Raw genomic sequence first — 14,877 nt, 5'->3', positions numbered from 1 at the left:
CTTTTAAATATAATTATTTAATCCTTGTTAAACCTATGTTTTCAGGTGCATGAAGTACCATTGGAAATTTTTCTATTTTTACGGAGCTGCTGTCTAAACCAAAAGCTCTTTCTTCGGATAAACTCAATTTTTTAATTAAAAAATAAGAGTTCATAATTATTTTTTCATGCCACCTTAAATCACTGTCATTAGAAAGAAATTTTTCAGATAAAACGAATTTGAAATCGCCTATGATATTATTGTTATTCAAAGACTCATATCTGCTGGTAATATCCATTTCGCCTTTTTGTACCATATCCTTAATTACTTCCTTAAACATCAGGTTTATTTTTGTAGGTTCCCTAAATCCTAAATTGAAGTCTACACGATACAGATCATCTTTTACAATTTCAGTTACTTTATATTCAGTTTTATAAGGTTCAGTCAATATATTCACATGGACAAACCAGTATATATCAGCTCTTTTAGGTCTTTTTTGTAAAATGGAATACATTACCTTTTCTTCAATTTCATCCGTTCTTCCCGCATTGGTCATGTAAACTAAATGTGTGGCATATTTTGGAATTGATAAATCAGCACTCAATTCAATAAGTACTTTTTTGTAGTCTTCAATTTTAACGATTTTAGTGTAACTTTTGCTGATTTTCTTCGCTAAATACCAAATTGTCATTATCGATATCAATGCAATAGCGATAAAAAGCGTTACATAACCGCCTTCAGCGAACTTCGTAATATTGGCTGCCAGAAAACTAAATTCGATTATTAAATAAATTGTAATCAATGGAGTAATGAAATATAATTTTACTCTTTTCATGATTAAATAAAAAGTAAGTAAAATAGTGGTCATAATCATGCATAAGATAATCGCCAGACCGTAAGCATGTTCCATATTGCTGGATTCTTCAAAGTGCAAAACGATTCCAACACACCCTATAAATAATAACCAATTTATAGATGGAATGTACAATTGACCTTTCAATTCTGTGGGATATTTGATTTTTACTTTTGGCCAAAAATTCAATCGCATTGCCTCATTTATTAGAGTAAAAGAGCCACTAATTAATGCTTGTGAAGCAATTACAGCAGCAAGCGTAGCGATTACAATTCCGAAAGGCTGAAACCAGTCCGGCATTATTAGGTAAAAAGGATTTCCGTTTTCTCCACCCAAACTTTGCAATGTTTCACCTTGATGCTGAATTAAATAAGCGGCTTGACCAAAATAGTTAAGTACTAAAGCAGTTTTCACAAAAATCCAGCTGATTCTAATATTTTTCCGGCCACAATGTCCCATATCCGAATATAATGCTTCAGCTCCAGTTGTACAAAGAAATACAAAGCCTAAAACAAAAAAGCCTTCCGGATGAATCGTTAATAAATGATACGCATAATAGGGGTTGATTGCTGTAAAGACTTCAGTATGTTGAGAAATCTGGGTGATTCCCAGAACAGCAAGCATGCCAAACCAAATCAGCATCATCGGGGCAAAAAATTTACCGACTAATTTGCTTCCAAATTGTTGAATAGTAAATAATACAAATAAAATACCAATCACAATTGGGATTGTATTTATTTGTGGATAAAATGTTTTAATTCCTTCTACTGCAGAGGATACGGAAATTGGAGGGGTAATTATTCCATCAGCGAGCAATGCACTTCCACCGATTATTGCGGGGACAATCAGCCATTGAATTTTTGTTTTTTTGACTAAAGCATATAAAGCAAAAATTCCACCCTCACCATGATTGTCAGCACTTAAAGTAATGATAACATACTTAATTGTAGTTTGTAAAGTAAGTGTCCAAAATACAGCTGAAACACCTCCTAAAACAATATCAGCATCAATGATGTGATCCCCAAGTATGGCTTTCATTACGTATAATGGTGAAGTTCCTATATCACCATAAATTATTCCTAATGAAATTAATAATCCACCTAATGTCCATTTACTATGGAGGTCCTTGTGTGAAGTGCTCATGAAAAATTTTTAAAAAACTGGTCAAATTTACACTTTTAAAATAAAGCAACACTTTTTATCTTATAAAAAAAACACGGCCTTCTGAGCCGTGTTTTTATAGGTTTCTAATCAATTTGTGTTACGATCTTCTGCTTTCATTTCTGGATGAATTACCTCTCTGAGATTCAATTCTCTGAGGTGCAGCTTCTCTTGAAGAGTTTCCTCTGTTTTGACTTGCAGCTCTTTGTGGCGCAGCTTCTCTTGAGGCGTTTACTCTATTTTGAGATTCAGTTCTTTGTGGCGCAGCTTCTCTTGAAGAGTTTCCTCTGTTTTGAGATTCAGCTCTTTGTGATGCCGATTCTCTGGAAGGACTAGTTTTGTTTTGAGAATAGTCTCTTTTCGGAGTTGCCTGACTTGATGGACTAGTACTGTTTTGAGCATAATCTCTTTGAGAATTTCCTCGTTGCGGAGTTGCCTGACTTGATGTACTGGTCCTGTTTTGAGCATAATCTCTTTGAGAATTTCCTCGTTGCGGAGTTGCCTGACTTGATGTACTGGTCCTGTTTTGAGCATAATCTCTTTGAGAATTTCCCCGTTGCGGAGTTGCCTGACTTGATGTACTGGTCCTGTTTTGAGCATTATCTCTTTGAGAATTTCCCCGTTGAGGAGTTGCCTGGTTTGAAGGACTAGTCCTGTTTTGAGAATAATCTCTTGGTGAACTAGCTCTTTGTGTTGTAGCTTCTCTTGAATTACTCAATCTGTTTTGAGAAAAATCTCTTGAAGTGTTAGCTCTTTTATTGGAATAGCTCATATCATTTCTTAAACCTCTTCGTTGATCTAATTCATATCTGTTTGCAACATTAGCATTTCTACTCGAAAATGCATAGTTTGGATTTTGTCGTTCATATCCGTTTGAACGTCGTGAATTATGTAAAACTACAGCTCGACTACTTCTTCTAAAATTAACATAATTGTAATTATTGTTAATATTGATGTTGATGTTAATGTTATTCCTGTATCGAAAAACTGGGAATGGATTCCATGCGTAATAGTAAGAAGGATAATAATTCCAATTCCAAGATGAGTAATAAGGACTGTAATTAGCAGACCAAAAGGAAGCATAAATTAGCGGAGTGCTGTAATAAACAGGCTCATAAATATAATTGCGACCATACATAAAAACATCCCCTACTACCTGTACGTGAATTCTGTTGTTACTGTCTTTCTCTACGTCGATAGTTGCAACATCTTGATAAACATCTCGATCAAGAACAGATTGAACTATGATTACGTGGGTTCGATTTTCGACCGTTTCGATAACCCGCAAATAATCAACTTGATTATCGTTATTCAAATCTAAATTAGATATTTGAAGTTCCGGATCATTCAGGCGTCTTTCGAAATCCTGTAAGTTTCTAGAATCACCAAAAATCGAAGCAACAGCTCTTAAGTCAAGATTATCGCTGATTTCGGAATTCATCGCATGTACCGATGTCCTGTCTTGCGCTTGTATATGTGTTGCGAAAACAGAAGCCAACAGACTCAATAGTAACAATTTCGTTTTCATAATTATAGTGGATTAAATTTAGTATTTTTCAATCCAATTACTATGCCATTAAATTTAGTTACCAAGTAGCATTACCATTATTAATTGTAAATTAGCCCAAAATGTACAGAAAATGAAAAATATTTTTTTAATCCTACTAGTGTTGAATGTTTGTATATCCTGTAAAATAAATGTTTACACTGAAAAAAAAGTAAATGACTCTGAATTTCAGTCGATTCAAATTGATACTTTATTCCAGGATAAAATAAGCATCAGAGCGATCCAAATTGATGGAAATATAGTATGGTATGGTGCTGATAATGGAAGATACGGTTTCTATAACTTAAAAACGAAGCAAAAAAATGAAAATCAAATTATTAAAGATTCTTCAAAACTTGAATTTAGAAGTATTGCTCAAACAGCGAAACATGTTTTTATTCTGAATGTCGCAAATCCTGCAATGTTACACCGAATTTCAAAAGACGGAAAGGAAACAAAAGTAGTATACCAAGAAAATCATGAAAAAGTTTTTTACGACAGTATGCAATTTTGGGATGATCAAGAAGGTATCGCAATGGGAGACCCGATTACGGACTGTCTTAACATCATTACGACCCGTGACGGAGGGAATTCATGGAAAAAGATTCCGTGTCTTAAGTTACCAAAAGTAGCGTATGGTGAAGCAGCTTTTGCGGCAAGCAATACTAATATTGTTATCAAAGGAAGTAATACATGGATTGTTTCCGGCGGAAAAAAATCTAGAGTTTTTTATTCGTCAGATCGAGGAAATAGTTGGAATGTGTATGAAACGCCAATTGTGCAAGGAAAATCAATGACCGGAATTTTTACTGCTGATTTTTACGATGCAAATAACGGATTTATAGCTGGTGGTGATTATGAAATCAGAAATCAAAACTTTTCCAATAAAGCTATAACAACCAATGGTGGCAAAACGTGGAAACTTACAGCTGAAAATCAAGGTTTCGGATATGCCTCCTGTGTTCAATATGTTCCTAAAAGCAATGCTAAAGAACTTGTTACCGTAGGTTTTTCCGGCATTTATTACTCATCTGACAGTGGCGTTTCATGGAAACAACTGTCCACAGATTCTACTTTAAATACAATACGTTTCATAGATGAAAATACTGCTATTGCAGCAGGGCAAAATAAAATGATTCGTATCAATTTTAAATAATAAAAAACCCTAAGCTTTATTATAATTTTGCTCAGGGTATTTTTTTTAATCGATAAAATAAAAAATTATTTCTTGATGCCTTTGTTACGATATTGCTGTAATAACTTCCTGTTAAAATCTTCCTCAGCTTTTCTAAGTTTAATGATTTTTACAGAAGGTAATATTCGTCTCAAATTTTGTGTGAATTTTTTTCGAAGTAAAAATAATTCTTCTTCAGTATCTTCCATTTGAACTAAAAAAATATTTGCCTCTTTTTCAGTAATTTTATCTAATGAGCCATCATTCATTCTTTTCATGAACGCCCTCATTTTTTGATGCCTTAGTTCAAATTGTTTGTCATCAAATGTATTATATAGTGGCCAGAATTTCTCTGCTTGACTGATTGTTAAGTCCAACTCTGTTGTGAAAAAAGCTACTTTCAACTCTTTAATTTTTTCTTTTTTTTCTTTCATGCTTTCGCTCTGAGCGTAAAAGCTGAATGAAACTAATAAGAATAATAGGGGTAATAATTTTCTAATGTTCATTTTTTGTTATTTTGTTTAAAGCTAAGAGCCTGTTAACTATTTATTCTAAAATAAGATTTTCTAAATTTGAATTCTCAGATAAAACATCTTCTATGGTTTCATCTGCTATGGTAATACTTGTATTTAAGCTGTTAATATCTTCACTTTCCAAGCCACTCATCAAGTCATATTGATTGACATTAGATTGATAAGTTATATAATTTTCCAAAGCAGTTGAATCTAATTCACTAGTGCTCGTGGTTGAGTAATTTAAAATTGGAATCATCAGTGCAATTACTAAAACTGCCGCCACCATCATAATTAAATTCTTCCTTTTTTGAAAAATAGAAATTACTTTTGGTTCACTCTCAGGCAATTGCTGCATCATTTTGAGTGAAAAGTTCTCAAAATAATGATCTGGAGTTTTAAATCCGGTTGCAATTTTAGGCTCGTTTTCTAATTTAAATGTTTTCATATTTTCTTTAGATGTAATTCTGATAAAAAGGTTTAATTAGCAGATACAAAAGCTTCAATTTTTTTTACTGCAATATGATAGGATGCTTTTAATCCTCCAACAGAAGTTCCCAAAATTTCCGAAATTGCTTCATACTTAAGTTCTTCAAAATATTTCATTTTAAAAATTAATTGCTGTTTTTCAGGTAATAATGCGATAGCTTTTTGCAACTTTATTTGAATGTCATTGCCGTCAAAAAAAACATCCGCTTCCAGATTTTCGAGTGTTTTATTTTGCAAGCTTTCCGATGAAATCCCGCTTATTTTTGATTTTTGCTTTAAAAAAGTCAAGGCTTCATTGGTGGCTATTCGATACATCCACGAAAAGAGTTTGCTTTCTCCTTTAAAATTTTTCAAGTTTTGAAATATTTTAATGAAAGTATTCTGCAGAATATCATCAGTATCATCGTGATTTAAAACGATATTACGGATGTGATTATAAAGGGGTCTCTGATAATCCTGCAATAACCTCTGAAAAGCCTGATTTTGCGTTTTAGGGTTTAGCAATTGGGTTATAAATTCCTGTTCTTCTTGCAAAGCTTTTGTTTATTTGTTTAGAATGGAATCCATCAGAAAGGTTTAATACTCTTTGAAAAATAATTAAAATTCAGATTTTTCTTCTTCCTTAATTATTAAAGGATCAGGCGCTTTTACAGGTGCTACTTTTTTGATGACAGCTGGTGTGTAAGCTTTTACGGGAATTGCTTTTGGTTTAACCGGATAGTAAATTTCGGTTACCCATTTTGAAGGGCTTTTGATATCTGATCTGCGGATTATTTGACTTTCAAGGTGTGAGAATGATGGATCAGCGGCAATTCCGTTCGCATTAAGATATTTGATTGATTTATCCAATGCCTCTTTAATATGTGAATAATCACCCGTTAAAGTAGTCTTAACAGCATCGAATGGCTCCAGTTTTCCGCTTAAGATGTCACTTCCGGAACTCGTTAAAATCTGACTTTTTATTGGAATACAAAAAGATAACCTCGTTAAACCCTTTGCTAAATCATACGTGTGATAAATTACAAATGGCTTTCCATTTAACGGGATATTATTTTCCTTACAAAAATTGATTATTTTTGGAAATACTATTCGTGAATTCTTAGTGACATTCAAAATTGTGCTGGTAAAAGTTTGATTCAAATAAAAGGTGCCGGTTTTTTTTGTTAAACCATTCACTTTTACTGTGTAAGTATTTAATTCGTCATCCAAGGTTTTGTCCAAATTTGCTAGGCTTTTTTCATACATTTTACCGATAGTTTTATCAAGACCGCCATTTAAGGCAGTGAAAATTTTCATCGTAAAACTCTTTTTCCCAGTAGTTTTCCATGTTACTTTTGTGCCTCCTACTGTATCTTTAAAATGCCACATTACAGCTGATGAGTCTCCATTGTAATCCATTTTTTGAGAAATACTATCATTTTCTTTCACAAAAATAGTGGACATTGTACCGCTGCCATCTTTACCTTCCCAAGAATAGGAAGCTCCTGACCCAATGGTTTTTTTTGGATAAATAAATTTCATCTCAGCATCTTCCTTGGCCCAAGATACGAAGTCTTCCCAATTTCTGTAATCATTGACAAAATTAAAGACAGTTGCTTTGGGAGAATTTATAATTTGACTTCTTTCTACAGTGTAATCTCCTTTTTGAGTAGCCACAAAAATGGAGAATGCTACAAAACTAAGTAAAAGTAAAAGAAACAAATATTTTAAAATCCTCATAATATAACGGTTTGTTGATGTTGTAAAGTTAAAAATTTAATCTATAAGTTGTCAAAACGGTTAAAAAAAGTTGTTTAAATTTTCAAAATAGCAACAGTTTTTTAAATGTATTTAAGTTATAAATGGACTGTTTTAAAATACTGATTCACAATATAATTTAAATGTTTAAGGAATTCTGTCTGAAGATTCGAAATTGATAATGATGCCGCGTGTTATTAAGAAGATCCAATTAATCTTGTAAACAAATTGACAATCAGGATGATGTTGACAATTTTCTTTTTTTACTTTTAAATTTAACATTTGCAGCAATCATGACATATTTCTTAAAATTGATATGAAAGCATGAGTAAAATTGCTATTTTGACAATGGTGCACCCACAGCAATATCGCAGCGATGGTTCGTCTGTCCATGAGGAGGATTCATTCCTTCAGCTGTTGGCGTCACGGCTACTGCTGCAGGCGTAGCAGTCGCCGTATTTGCAGAAATAGGCTGACTTGGTTGTGTAATCATTTGGGGTGCAGCGACTTTGTTTATATTTGTGGGTGCAGGAGAATTTAGTGGTTCACCTACAGCAATGTCACAGCGATGTCCCGGCTGACCATGCGCAGGATTCATTCCTGTTGAAACGGCATTTGTAACATTGCTATTTGTATTACCAACAATAGGATTTTGCTGGACTGGCGTTTGCGTTTGCAGCTGCTTACCAACTTCGGTAAAAGGAACTACGTTAGTTGGACTGGCACTATTTTTAGTTTCAACTTCTTTTTTGCAAGAAGTCAATAATAATGAGGAGACTAATAGGAGGCTTAAAAGAGATTTCATAATCAGTTGTTTAGTTACTACCTCAAATATAAGATTTTAAATAATACAGGACAATATAAAAGAAATGATTTTAAACCTATTAAATGCTACAACTTGTAAATTTGATACATCATTTATAATAGTCTCCTATGAACACACTTTTATTTTAATCTTGCTTTAATTAAAATCTCTTAATTAGCTAAAGAATAATTATTTGGCTATTTTTCTCAAAGAACACATTGCGCAAATTTTCAAATCCACAAAATATATCTTACTTTAGCGTTTCATAAATTTCTTGTAAAATGATTAATGAAAAACAGTTCCAAACAGAGTTGCAAATATTGATAGAGAACGCCATACGAGAAGATGTTGGACCAGGGGATTACAGTTCATTGGCCTGTATTCCGGCGACAGCAAATGGAAAAGCAAAATTATTGGTCAAAGAAGACGGTATTATTGCCGGCGTAGCTTTTGCTAAAATGGTTTTTAAATATGTTGATTCAAATTTGGAAATTGAAACTTTTATCGAAGATGGAACTCCAGTGAAAAAAGGGGATATTGTTTTCCATGTTTCCGGAAGCTCACAATCGATTTTAAAATCGGAACGCGTAGTTTTAAATTCTATGCAAAGAATGTCAGCTATCGCCACTAAAACTAAAAATTTTGTTGTTTTATTAGAGGGAACAAATGCAAAAATCCTTGACACACGAAAAACAACCCCTGGATTTAGAGCCTGTGAGAAATGGGCAGTCAAAATTGGCGGAGGCGAAAACCATCGTTTTGCTTTGTATGACATGATTATGCTCAAGGATAATCACAACGATTTTGCGGGTGGTATCACTTTGGCCATAGCCAAAACCAAAGCATATCTCAAAGAAAATAATCTGGATTTAAAAATCATTGTTGAAGCCAGAAATCTAAATGAAATTAAAGAAATTCTTGAAAGCGACGGCGTTTACAGAATTTTAATTGACAACTTTAATTTTGAGGATACCAAAAAAGCAGTCGCTTTAATAGGTAGAAAATGCTTGACAGAATCCTCTGGAAATATTAACGAAAACACAATCCGGAATTATGCGGAATGTGGCGTAGATTATATTTCGTCTGGCGCACTGACACATTCCGTATACAACTTGGATTTGAGTTTGAAAGCATTATGAGCAAAGAAATTGAATTGAAACTTCGAAGAATTCCAATTGTACGGAATCTTATGTTTGGTTTAAAAAAGATAAAACTACCTTGGTTAGAAGGTTTGTCTTTGTATGATTTGATCGAATTATATGGCTTAGGAATCGTAGAAAGTGCGCTGACTTATCATGCCAGTGCCATTGCATTTAGCTTTTTTATGGCATTATTTCCTTTTGCACTATTTATATTAAATTTAATTCCATTTATACCTATTGAAGGTTTTCAGGAAGATTTTCTGTTGTTTGTCAAGGACGGAGTGCCGCCCAATACCTACGATGCAATTTACAAAATCATCACTGACATTCTTACTAATAGTGATTCTGGATTATTATCTTCCGGATTCATATTGTCAATTTTTTTGATGGCAAATGGATTGAATGGAATCTTGGGAGGTTTTGAAACTTCTCGTCATGTTTTGATCAAAAGAGGTTTTATACGCCAATATTTTGTTGCGTTTGGCATGTCTTTATTGCTGTCATTATTATTAATAGTAACGGTAGCGATTATAGTCGTTTTTGAGGTATTAATACAAAAAACGGTCTTCAGCGATCAAGTTCAATTAATTGTTTTAGGACGATATGCATTTATTATTTTAATGATTTTAGTCACAACTTCTATACTTTTCAAGTTTGGTACGAAACATGACAAAAATAGGGCTTTTATCTCGATAGGTTCCGTATTTACAACTATTCTTGTTCTTCTGGATTCTTATATTTTTGGAATTTGGGTTACAAAATTTTCACAGTACAATGAATTATATGGGTCAATTGGAACATTATTGATTCTGATGTTTTACATTTGGATCAACTGTATGATTTTGCTGTTAGGTTTTGAATTAAATGCCACAGTAAACAAATTAAAAACAAAAAAAGAGTAATTATTAATCCAAAATAGTTTTTTTATCAAAAGCTATAAAGGGCTTAAAAAAGAAAAAAGATGAAAAATACGATTACAATTCTGGCATTATTTATTTCAGTATGTTTTTACGGTCAAAACCAAAGTGTAATAGGAAAATGGAAAACCATTGACGACGAAACAGGAAAAGCTAAATCAATAGTTGAAATTTACGAACGCTCCGGTAAAATATATGGAAAAATAATCGACATATTAGATGTTGAAAAGAAAAAAAGTCTATGCACCACTTGTTCTGGCGATGAAAAAAATAAGCCAGTGATGGGACTTGTGATTATTAAAGGTCTTAAAAAAGATGGTAAAGAATACAATTCCGGTAAGATTTTGGATCCAACATCAGGGAAATTATACAAATGTTTTATGGCTTTAGACGGGAATGACAAACTCAATGTTCGAGGATATATTGGTGTAGCATTATTTGGACGAACACAAACTTGGAACAGAGTTAAATAATTGATGTGTTCAAAAAATATCAAACTAAGAGTAACTCCCAACTTATAATTACTATTAAATGTATTTCGTAGAAGTAATTTTACCACTTTCCCTAGCCAAAACATTTACCTACAAAGTTTCTGAAGCGGAGTTTCAGTACATAAAAAAAGGAATGCGGGTTGCGGTTCCTTTTGGAAAAAGTAAAATTTATACGGCTTTAGTTATTGAAATACATAAAAATAAACCTGAGTTATACGAAGCCAAGGAGATTCATCAAATTCTCGATGAAAGACCCATTGTAACAGAAATCCAAATCGCACATTGGCAATGGATCGCGTCTTATTATATGTGTGCTATTGGGGATGTGTATCGTGGTGCCATGCCAAGTGCACTTTTGCTCGAAAGCGAAACCCTGATTTCTCAAAAAACCGATTCGTTTGTAGATACAGGCCTTCTTTCGGATGATGAATTTCTGGTTTATGAAGCTTTGCAACAGCAAAATTCATTAAAAGTTCAAGATATTATTGCTATTTTAAACAAGAAAAATATTTTTCCCGTTATTCAAAAACTGGTAGATAAGAATATTCTGGTGCTTCAAGAGGAAATTCAAGAAAACTATAAGCCAAAATTAGTTCGATACGTACGTTTGCATCCAAAATATGAATCCAATCAAGGTTTGAGTGAGTTATTGGAAACACTGAAAAATGCCAATAAACAAAAGGAAATCGTGATGCGTTATTTCCAATTGTGCGCATCTGAAAAGACCCAAGGCGCAGCTAAACGCATAACCGTAAAAAGACTAATTGAGGAAGCTAATTCTACTGCGGCAATTATAAAAGCATTAATCGAAAAAGAAATATTCGAGGACTATTTTCTTCAGGAAGACCGAGTAAATTTCAACGGGAAAATAAAAGAAGATGAATTACGATTAAGTGAAACACAGCAAACAGCTTTTGCCGAAATCAAAGAAAGTTTCACTCATAAAGAGGTGTGCTTGTTGCACGGAGTAACTTCCAGCGGAAAAACTGAAATTTACATCAAACTTATTGAAGAGTTTTTGGCAACGGGAAAACAAATCCTTTATTTATTGCCGGAAATCGCTTTGACGACTCAATTGGTGGGGCGTTTAAGAGCGTATTTCGGGAATAAAGTAGCTGTTTTTCATTCGAAATACAACAATAATGAGCGCATTGAAGTTTGGAATCAAGTCTTACAAAAATCACAGAAAGCGCAAGTAGTGATAGGAGCGAGGTCGGCTTTGTTTTTGCCATTTCATGATTTGGGTTTCATAATAGTAGACGAAGAACATGAACAAACCTTCAAACAAGTAGATCCAGCTCCAAGATATCATGCGCGCGATGCGGCGATAGTATTGGCGCATTCGCATAAAGCAAAAGTACTTTTGGGTTCGGCTACGCCAAGTATAGAAACGTATTTTAATGCCAAATCAGATAAATTTGGTTTAGTCGAAATTTCCAAGCGTTTTGGAAACGTGATGATGCCCAATATCGAGCTGGTAGATTTGAAAGACAAATATTTCCGTAAAAAAATGACGGGACATTTTAGTGATGTTTTGATTGAAGAAATCACAAACGCATTGTCTTTAGGAGAACAAGTAATTTTGTTTCAAAATAGAAGAGGTTATTCTCCTATTATTGAATGCATCACTTGCGGTCACGTGCCGCACTGTCAACAATGCGATGTGAGTTTGACGTATCATAAAAATAAAAACCAGTTGCGCTGCCATTATTGCGGGTATAACATGGCTAAGCCTACGCATTGTCACGCGTGTTCCAGTATTGATCTGACTACAAAAGGGTTTGGAACCGAACAAATCGAACAAGAATTAATCTCTATTTTTCCAAATTCAAAAATTGGAAGGATGGATCAAGATACTACGCGAGGAAAATTTGGTTTCGAAAAAATCATTGATAGCTTTAAAAATAGGGAATTAGAGATATTAGTTGGAACTCAAATGCTCGCTAAAGGGTTGGATTTTGATAACGTAAGTTTAGTGGGTATCATGAATGCTGACAATATGTTATTTCACCCTGATTTTCGAGCATTCGAGAGAAGTTTTCAAATGATGACTCAAGTTGCAGGTAGAGCGGGGCGTTCAGAAAAACAAGGAAAAGTAATCGTACAAACCTATAATCCCGGTCACAATACCATACAACAGGTTACTAATAATGATTACTTGGGAATGTATAAAGAGCAATTGTATGACCGTAAAATTTACAAATATCCACCCTATTTCAGAATCGTAAAGCTGACGCTGAAACAGCGTGATTTTGATAAGTTGAAGGAAGGTTCTATATGGTTGTATCAAGTTATGAGCCAGAACTTAAATATGCCGGTACTAGGTCCAGAAGAACCAGCAATCAGTAGAATTAGAAACGAATATATTCGGACAATTATTGTCAAAATCCCTCAAAATGTGTCAATTGGAAACACCAAAAAAACGATTCAGAAAATGTTGAATAGCTTTGAGGCTGTTGCACAATATAGATCGATAAGAGTTACACTGAATGTAGATTTTTATTAGTGACAAAGTATTAAGAAAATGAAAGCGCCTTCACTAAATCTTCTTTTTTATGTCGGCTTAAAGGAATTTTTGTGACACCAATCTCAGCGTATTTACTATTAAACCGTTCTACTTTATCAATATTTATAATGTATGATTTGTGAACTCTGACAAATTTTTCTTTGGACAAATCATTTTCAAAAGATTTCATAGTAGAAAGAACCAGATTACTGTCTTCTTCGGTGACTACTCTAACATAATCGCCAAAAGCTTCAATCCATTTTATTTTAGAGGTAAAAACTTTTAATTTTTTCAAATTACTTTTAATGAAAATATGTTCTCCTTCTTCTTCTTTATTCTCTTTTTTGAGTAGATGTTGATCCATTGCTCTTTTAACTGAAGCGTTGAACCTGTCCATTGCAATTGGTTTTTGAAGATAATCAGTGGCATCGTAGTCAAAAGCTTTCATTGCATATTCCGCTTTTGAAGTGATAAAAATTATTTGAGGTTTTGTTTTTAATCCATCCAAAAAATCAAAACCACTAATTACGGGCATTTCAATATCCAGAAATATTAAATCTACATTGTGTATGGACATGCAGCTTCTGGCTTCAATTGCGTTAGAAAAATCACCTATTAAATGTAAGTTTTGATGATTATTAACTAACTTTGCAATAATCATCCTTTGGATGGAACTATCATCAACTACAACACAGTTTAGTTTCATAATATTTTTATTTAGATTTGGCTTAGTAAATATATTATTTTTTTATTTAGAAAAACTAATTCAGGCGTTGTTTTTTTACCATACATCGAATAAAATCAAATAAGGCTTGTTTGATAAGAATAATTGATTACTTTTGCAGCCAAAATAACAAATAAATATATATTTATGAATCATTATGAAACTGTTTTCATTTTAAATCCCGTTTTATCTGAAGTTCAGGTGAAGGAAACAGTAAGCAAATTTGAAGATTTTCTTACTAGTAGAGGAGCAGAAATGGTGTCGAAAGAAGACTGGGGTCTGAAAAAAATGGCTTACGAAATTCAAAACAAAAAAAGTGGTTTTTACCATTTATTCGAATTCAAAGTAGCTGGAGAAGTCCTTATTGCTTTTGAAACTGAATTTAGACGTGATGAAAGAGTAATGCGTTTCTTGACTGTAAGTCTTGATAAACATGCTATTTCTTGGGCTGAAAGAAGAAGAACTAAATTAAAATCTACAAAAGCTTAATTATCATGGCAACATTACAACAATCGGCTTCAGGAAAAAAAGACGGAGATATCAGATATCTTACGCCTTTGAACATAGAAACTAACAAAACTAAAAAGTATTGTCGTTTCAAAAAATCAGGTATCAAATATATTGATTATAAAGATGCTGATTTCTTATTGAAATTTGTAAATGAGCAAGGAAAAATTCTTCCTCGTCGTTTAACTGGTACTTCTTTGAAATACCAAAGAAAAGTATCAGTTGCGGTAAAAAGAGCGCGTCATATTGCTTTAATGCCATACGTAGCAGATTTACTAAAATAATAAAATAACTCAGTTGTTGGTTTTCTGAAACATGAAACCTAACTTCTATA

General features: G+C 33.2%; 15 protein-coding genes. 7 read left to right on the top strand and 8 right to left on the bottom strand.

Features of this window, described 5'->3' with window-relative positions; translation table 11 throughout:
- Nucleotides 1-13: 13 nt before the first annotated feature.
- Both E0F89_RS07395 and E0F89_RS07390 read right to left on the bottom strand, forming a co-directional pair.
- Nucleotides 14-1,975 carry a KUP/HAK/KT family potassium transporter gene (locus E0F89_RS07395; RefSeq protein WP_131909168.1) on the bottom strand — a complete coding sequence of 654 codons (1,962 nt, stop codon included), beginning with the start codon at nt 1,973-1,975 and terminating at the stop codon, nt 14-16.
- 118 nt (nt 1,976-2,093) lie between these two features.
- On the bottom strand, nt 2,094-3,521 hold the full coding sequence (locus E0F89_RS07390) for a hypothetical protein (protein WP_131909167.1): 1,428 nt from the start codon (nt 3,519-3,521) through the stop codon (nt 2,094-2,096).
- Between the two features lie 112 nt (nt 3,522-3,633).
- Here E0F89_RS07390 and E0F89_RS07385 point away from each other — a divergent pair, with 112 nt between their 5' ends.
- Nucleotides 3,634-4,695, top strand: coding sequence for a WD40/YVTN/BNR-like repeat-containing protein (locus tag E0F89_RS07385; protein ID WP_131909166.1), 1,062 nt, complete (start codon nt 3,634-3,636; stop codon nt 4,693-4,695).
- 65 nt (nt 4,696-4,760) lie between these two features.
- Here the strand turns inward: E0F89_RS07385 and E0F89_RS07380 are convergent, their stop codons facing one another.
- The 5 genes from E0F89_RS07380 to E0F89_RS07360 all read right to left on the bottom strand — a co-directional run bounded on the left by E0F89_RS07380 (nt 4,761) and on the right by E0F89_RS07360 (nt 8,256).
- Complete coding sequence (locus E0F89_RS07380) at nt 4,761-5,219, bottom strand: sensor of ECF-type sigma factor (protein WP_131909165.1); 459 nt, start codon at nt 5,217-5,219, stop codon at nt 4,761-4,763.
- 40 nt (nt 5,220-5,259) lie between these two features.
- The gene (locus tag E0F89_RS07375; RefSeq protein WP_131909164.1) at nt 5,260-5,673 is read right to left on the bottom strand and encodes a hypothetical protein; all 414 of its coding nucleotides are present in this window, start codon (nt 5,671-5,673) and stop codon (nt 5,260-5,262) included.
- Nucleotides 5,674-5,705: 32 nt separating this feature from the next.
- Complete coding sequence (locus E0F89_RS07370; protein ID WP_131909163.1) at nt 5,706-6,248, bottom strand: RNA polymerase sigma factor; 543 nt, start codon at nt 6,246-6,248, stop codon at nt 5,706-5,708.
- 63 nt (nt 6,249-6,311) lie between these two features.
- Nucleotides 6,312-7,433: an SRPBCC family protein gene (locus E0F89_RS07365; protein WP_131909162.1), complete on the bottom strand. Its 1,122-nt coding sequence runs from the start codon at nt 7,431-7,433 to the stop codon at nt 6,312-6,314.
- Between the two features lie 355 nt (nt 7,434-7,788).
- Complete coding sequence (locus tag E0F89_RS07360; RefSeq protein ID WP_131909161.1) at nt 7,789-8,256, bottom strand: hypothetical protein; 468 nt, start codon at nt 8,254-8,256, stop codon at nt 7,789-7,791.
- A 281-nt stretch (nt 8,257-8,537) separates the two neighbouring features.
- Between E0F89_RS07360 and nadC the strand changes: the two genes are divergently transcribed.
- Genes nadC through priA form a run of 4 tightly spaced genes read left to right on the top strand, consistent with a single transcriptional unit; the run spans nt 8,538 to nt 13,312 of the window.
- Nucleotides 8,538-9,395: a carboxylating nicotinate-nucleotide diphosphorylase gene (gene nadC, locus E0F89_RS07355; RefSeq protein ID WP_131909160.1), complete on the top strand. Its 858-nt coding sequence runs from the start codon at nt 8,538-8,540 to the stop codon at nt 9,393-9,395.
- Nucleotides 9,392-10,300 carry a YihY/virulence factor BrkB family protein gene (locus E0F89_RS07350; protein ID WP_131909159.1) on the top strand — a complete coding sequence of 303 codons (909 nt, stop codon included), beginning with the start codon at nt 9,392-9,394 and terminating at the stop codon, nt 10,298-10,300. The genes nadC and E0F89_RS07350 overlap by 4 nt, the downstream gene beginning before the upstream one ends.
- A 59-nt stretch (nt 10,301-10,359) precedes the next feature.
- Nucleotides 10,360-10,788 carry a DUF2147 domain-containing protein gene (locus E0F89_RS07345; protein ID WP_131909158.1) on the top strand — a complete coding sequence of 143 codons (429 nt, stop codon included), beginning with the start codon at nt 10,360-10,362 and terminating at the stop codon, nt 10,786-10,788.
- Nucleotides 10,789-10,846: 58 nt separating this feature from the next.
- Nucleotides 10,847-13,312, top strand: a complete 2,466-nt coding sequence (gene priA, locus E0F89_RS07340; protein WP_131909157.1) for a replication restart helicase PriA — start codon at nt 10,847-10,849, stop codon at nt 13,310-13,312.
- 10 nt (nt 13,313-13,322) lie between these two features.
- Here priA and E0F89_RS07335 read toward each other — a convergent pair whose 3' ends face one another.
- On the bottom strand, nt 13,323-14,018 hold the full coding sequence (locus E0F89_RS07335) for a LytR/AlgR family response regulator transcription factor (RefSeq protein ID WP_131909156.1): 696 nt from the start codon (nt 14,016-14,018) through the stop codon (nt 13,323-13,325).
- Between the two features lie 165 nt (nt 14,019-14,183).
- Between E0F89_RS07335 and rpsF the strand changes: the two genes are divergently transcribed.
- On the top strand, nt 14,184-14,525 hold the full coding sequence (gene rpsF / locus E0F89_RS07330; protein ID WP_035671622.1) for a 30S ribosomal protein S6: 342 nt from the start codon (nt 14,184-14,186) through the stop codon (nt 14,523-14,525).
- Nucleotides 14,526-14,530: 5 nt separating this feature from the next.
- Nucleotides 14,531-14,827 (top strand): 30S ribosomal protein S18, encoded by a 297-nt coding sequence (gene rpsR / locus E0F89_RS07325; RefSeq protein WP_086454224.1) that lies wholly within the window; start codon nt 14,531-14,533, stop codon nt 14,825-14,827.
- Nucleotides 14,828-14,877: the final 50 nt, after the last annotated feature.

The organism is Flavobacterium caseinilyticum, assembly GCF_004349085.1.
Taxonomy (GTDB): domain Bacteria; phylum Bacteroidota; class Bacteroidia; order Flavobacteriales; family Flavobacteriaceae; genus Flavobacterium; species Flavobacterium caseinilyticum.
Note: the sequence above shows the minus strand (reverse complement) of the source record. Positions and strands in the feature narration are given on the sequence as shown.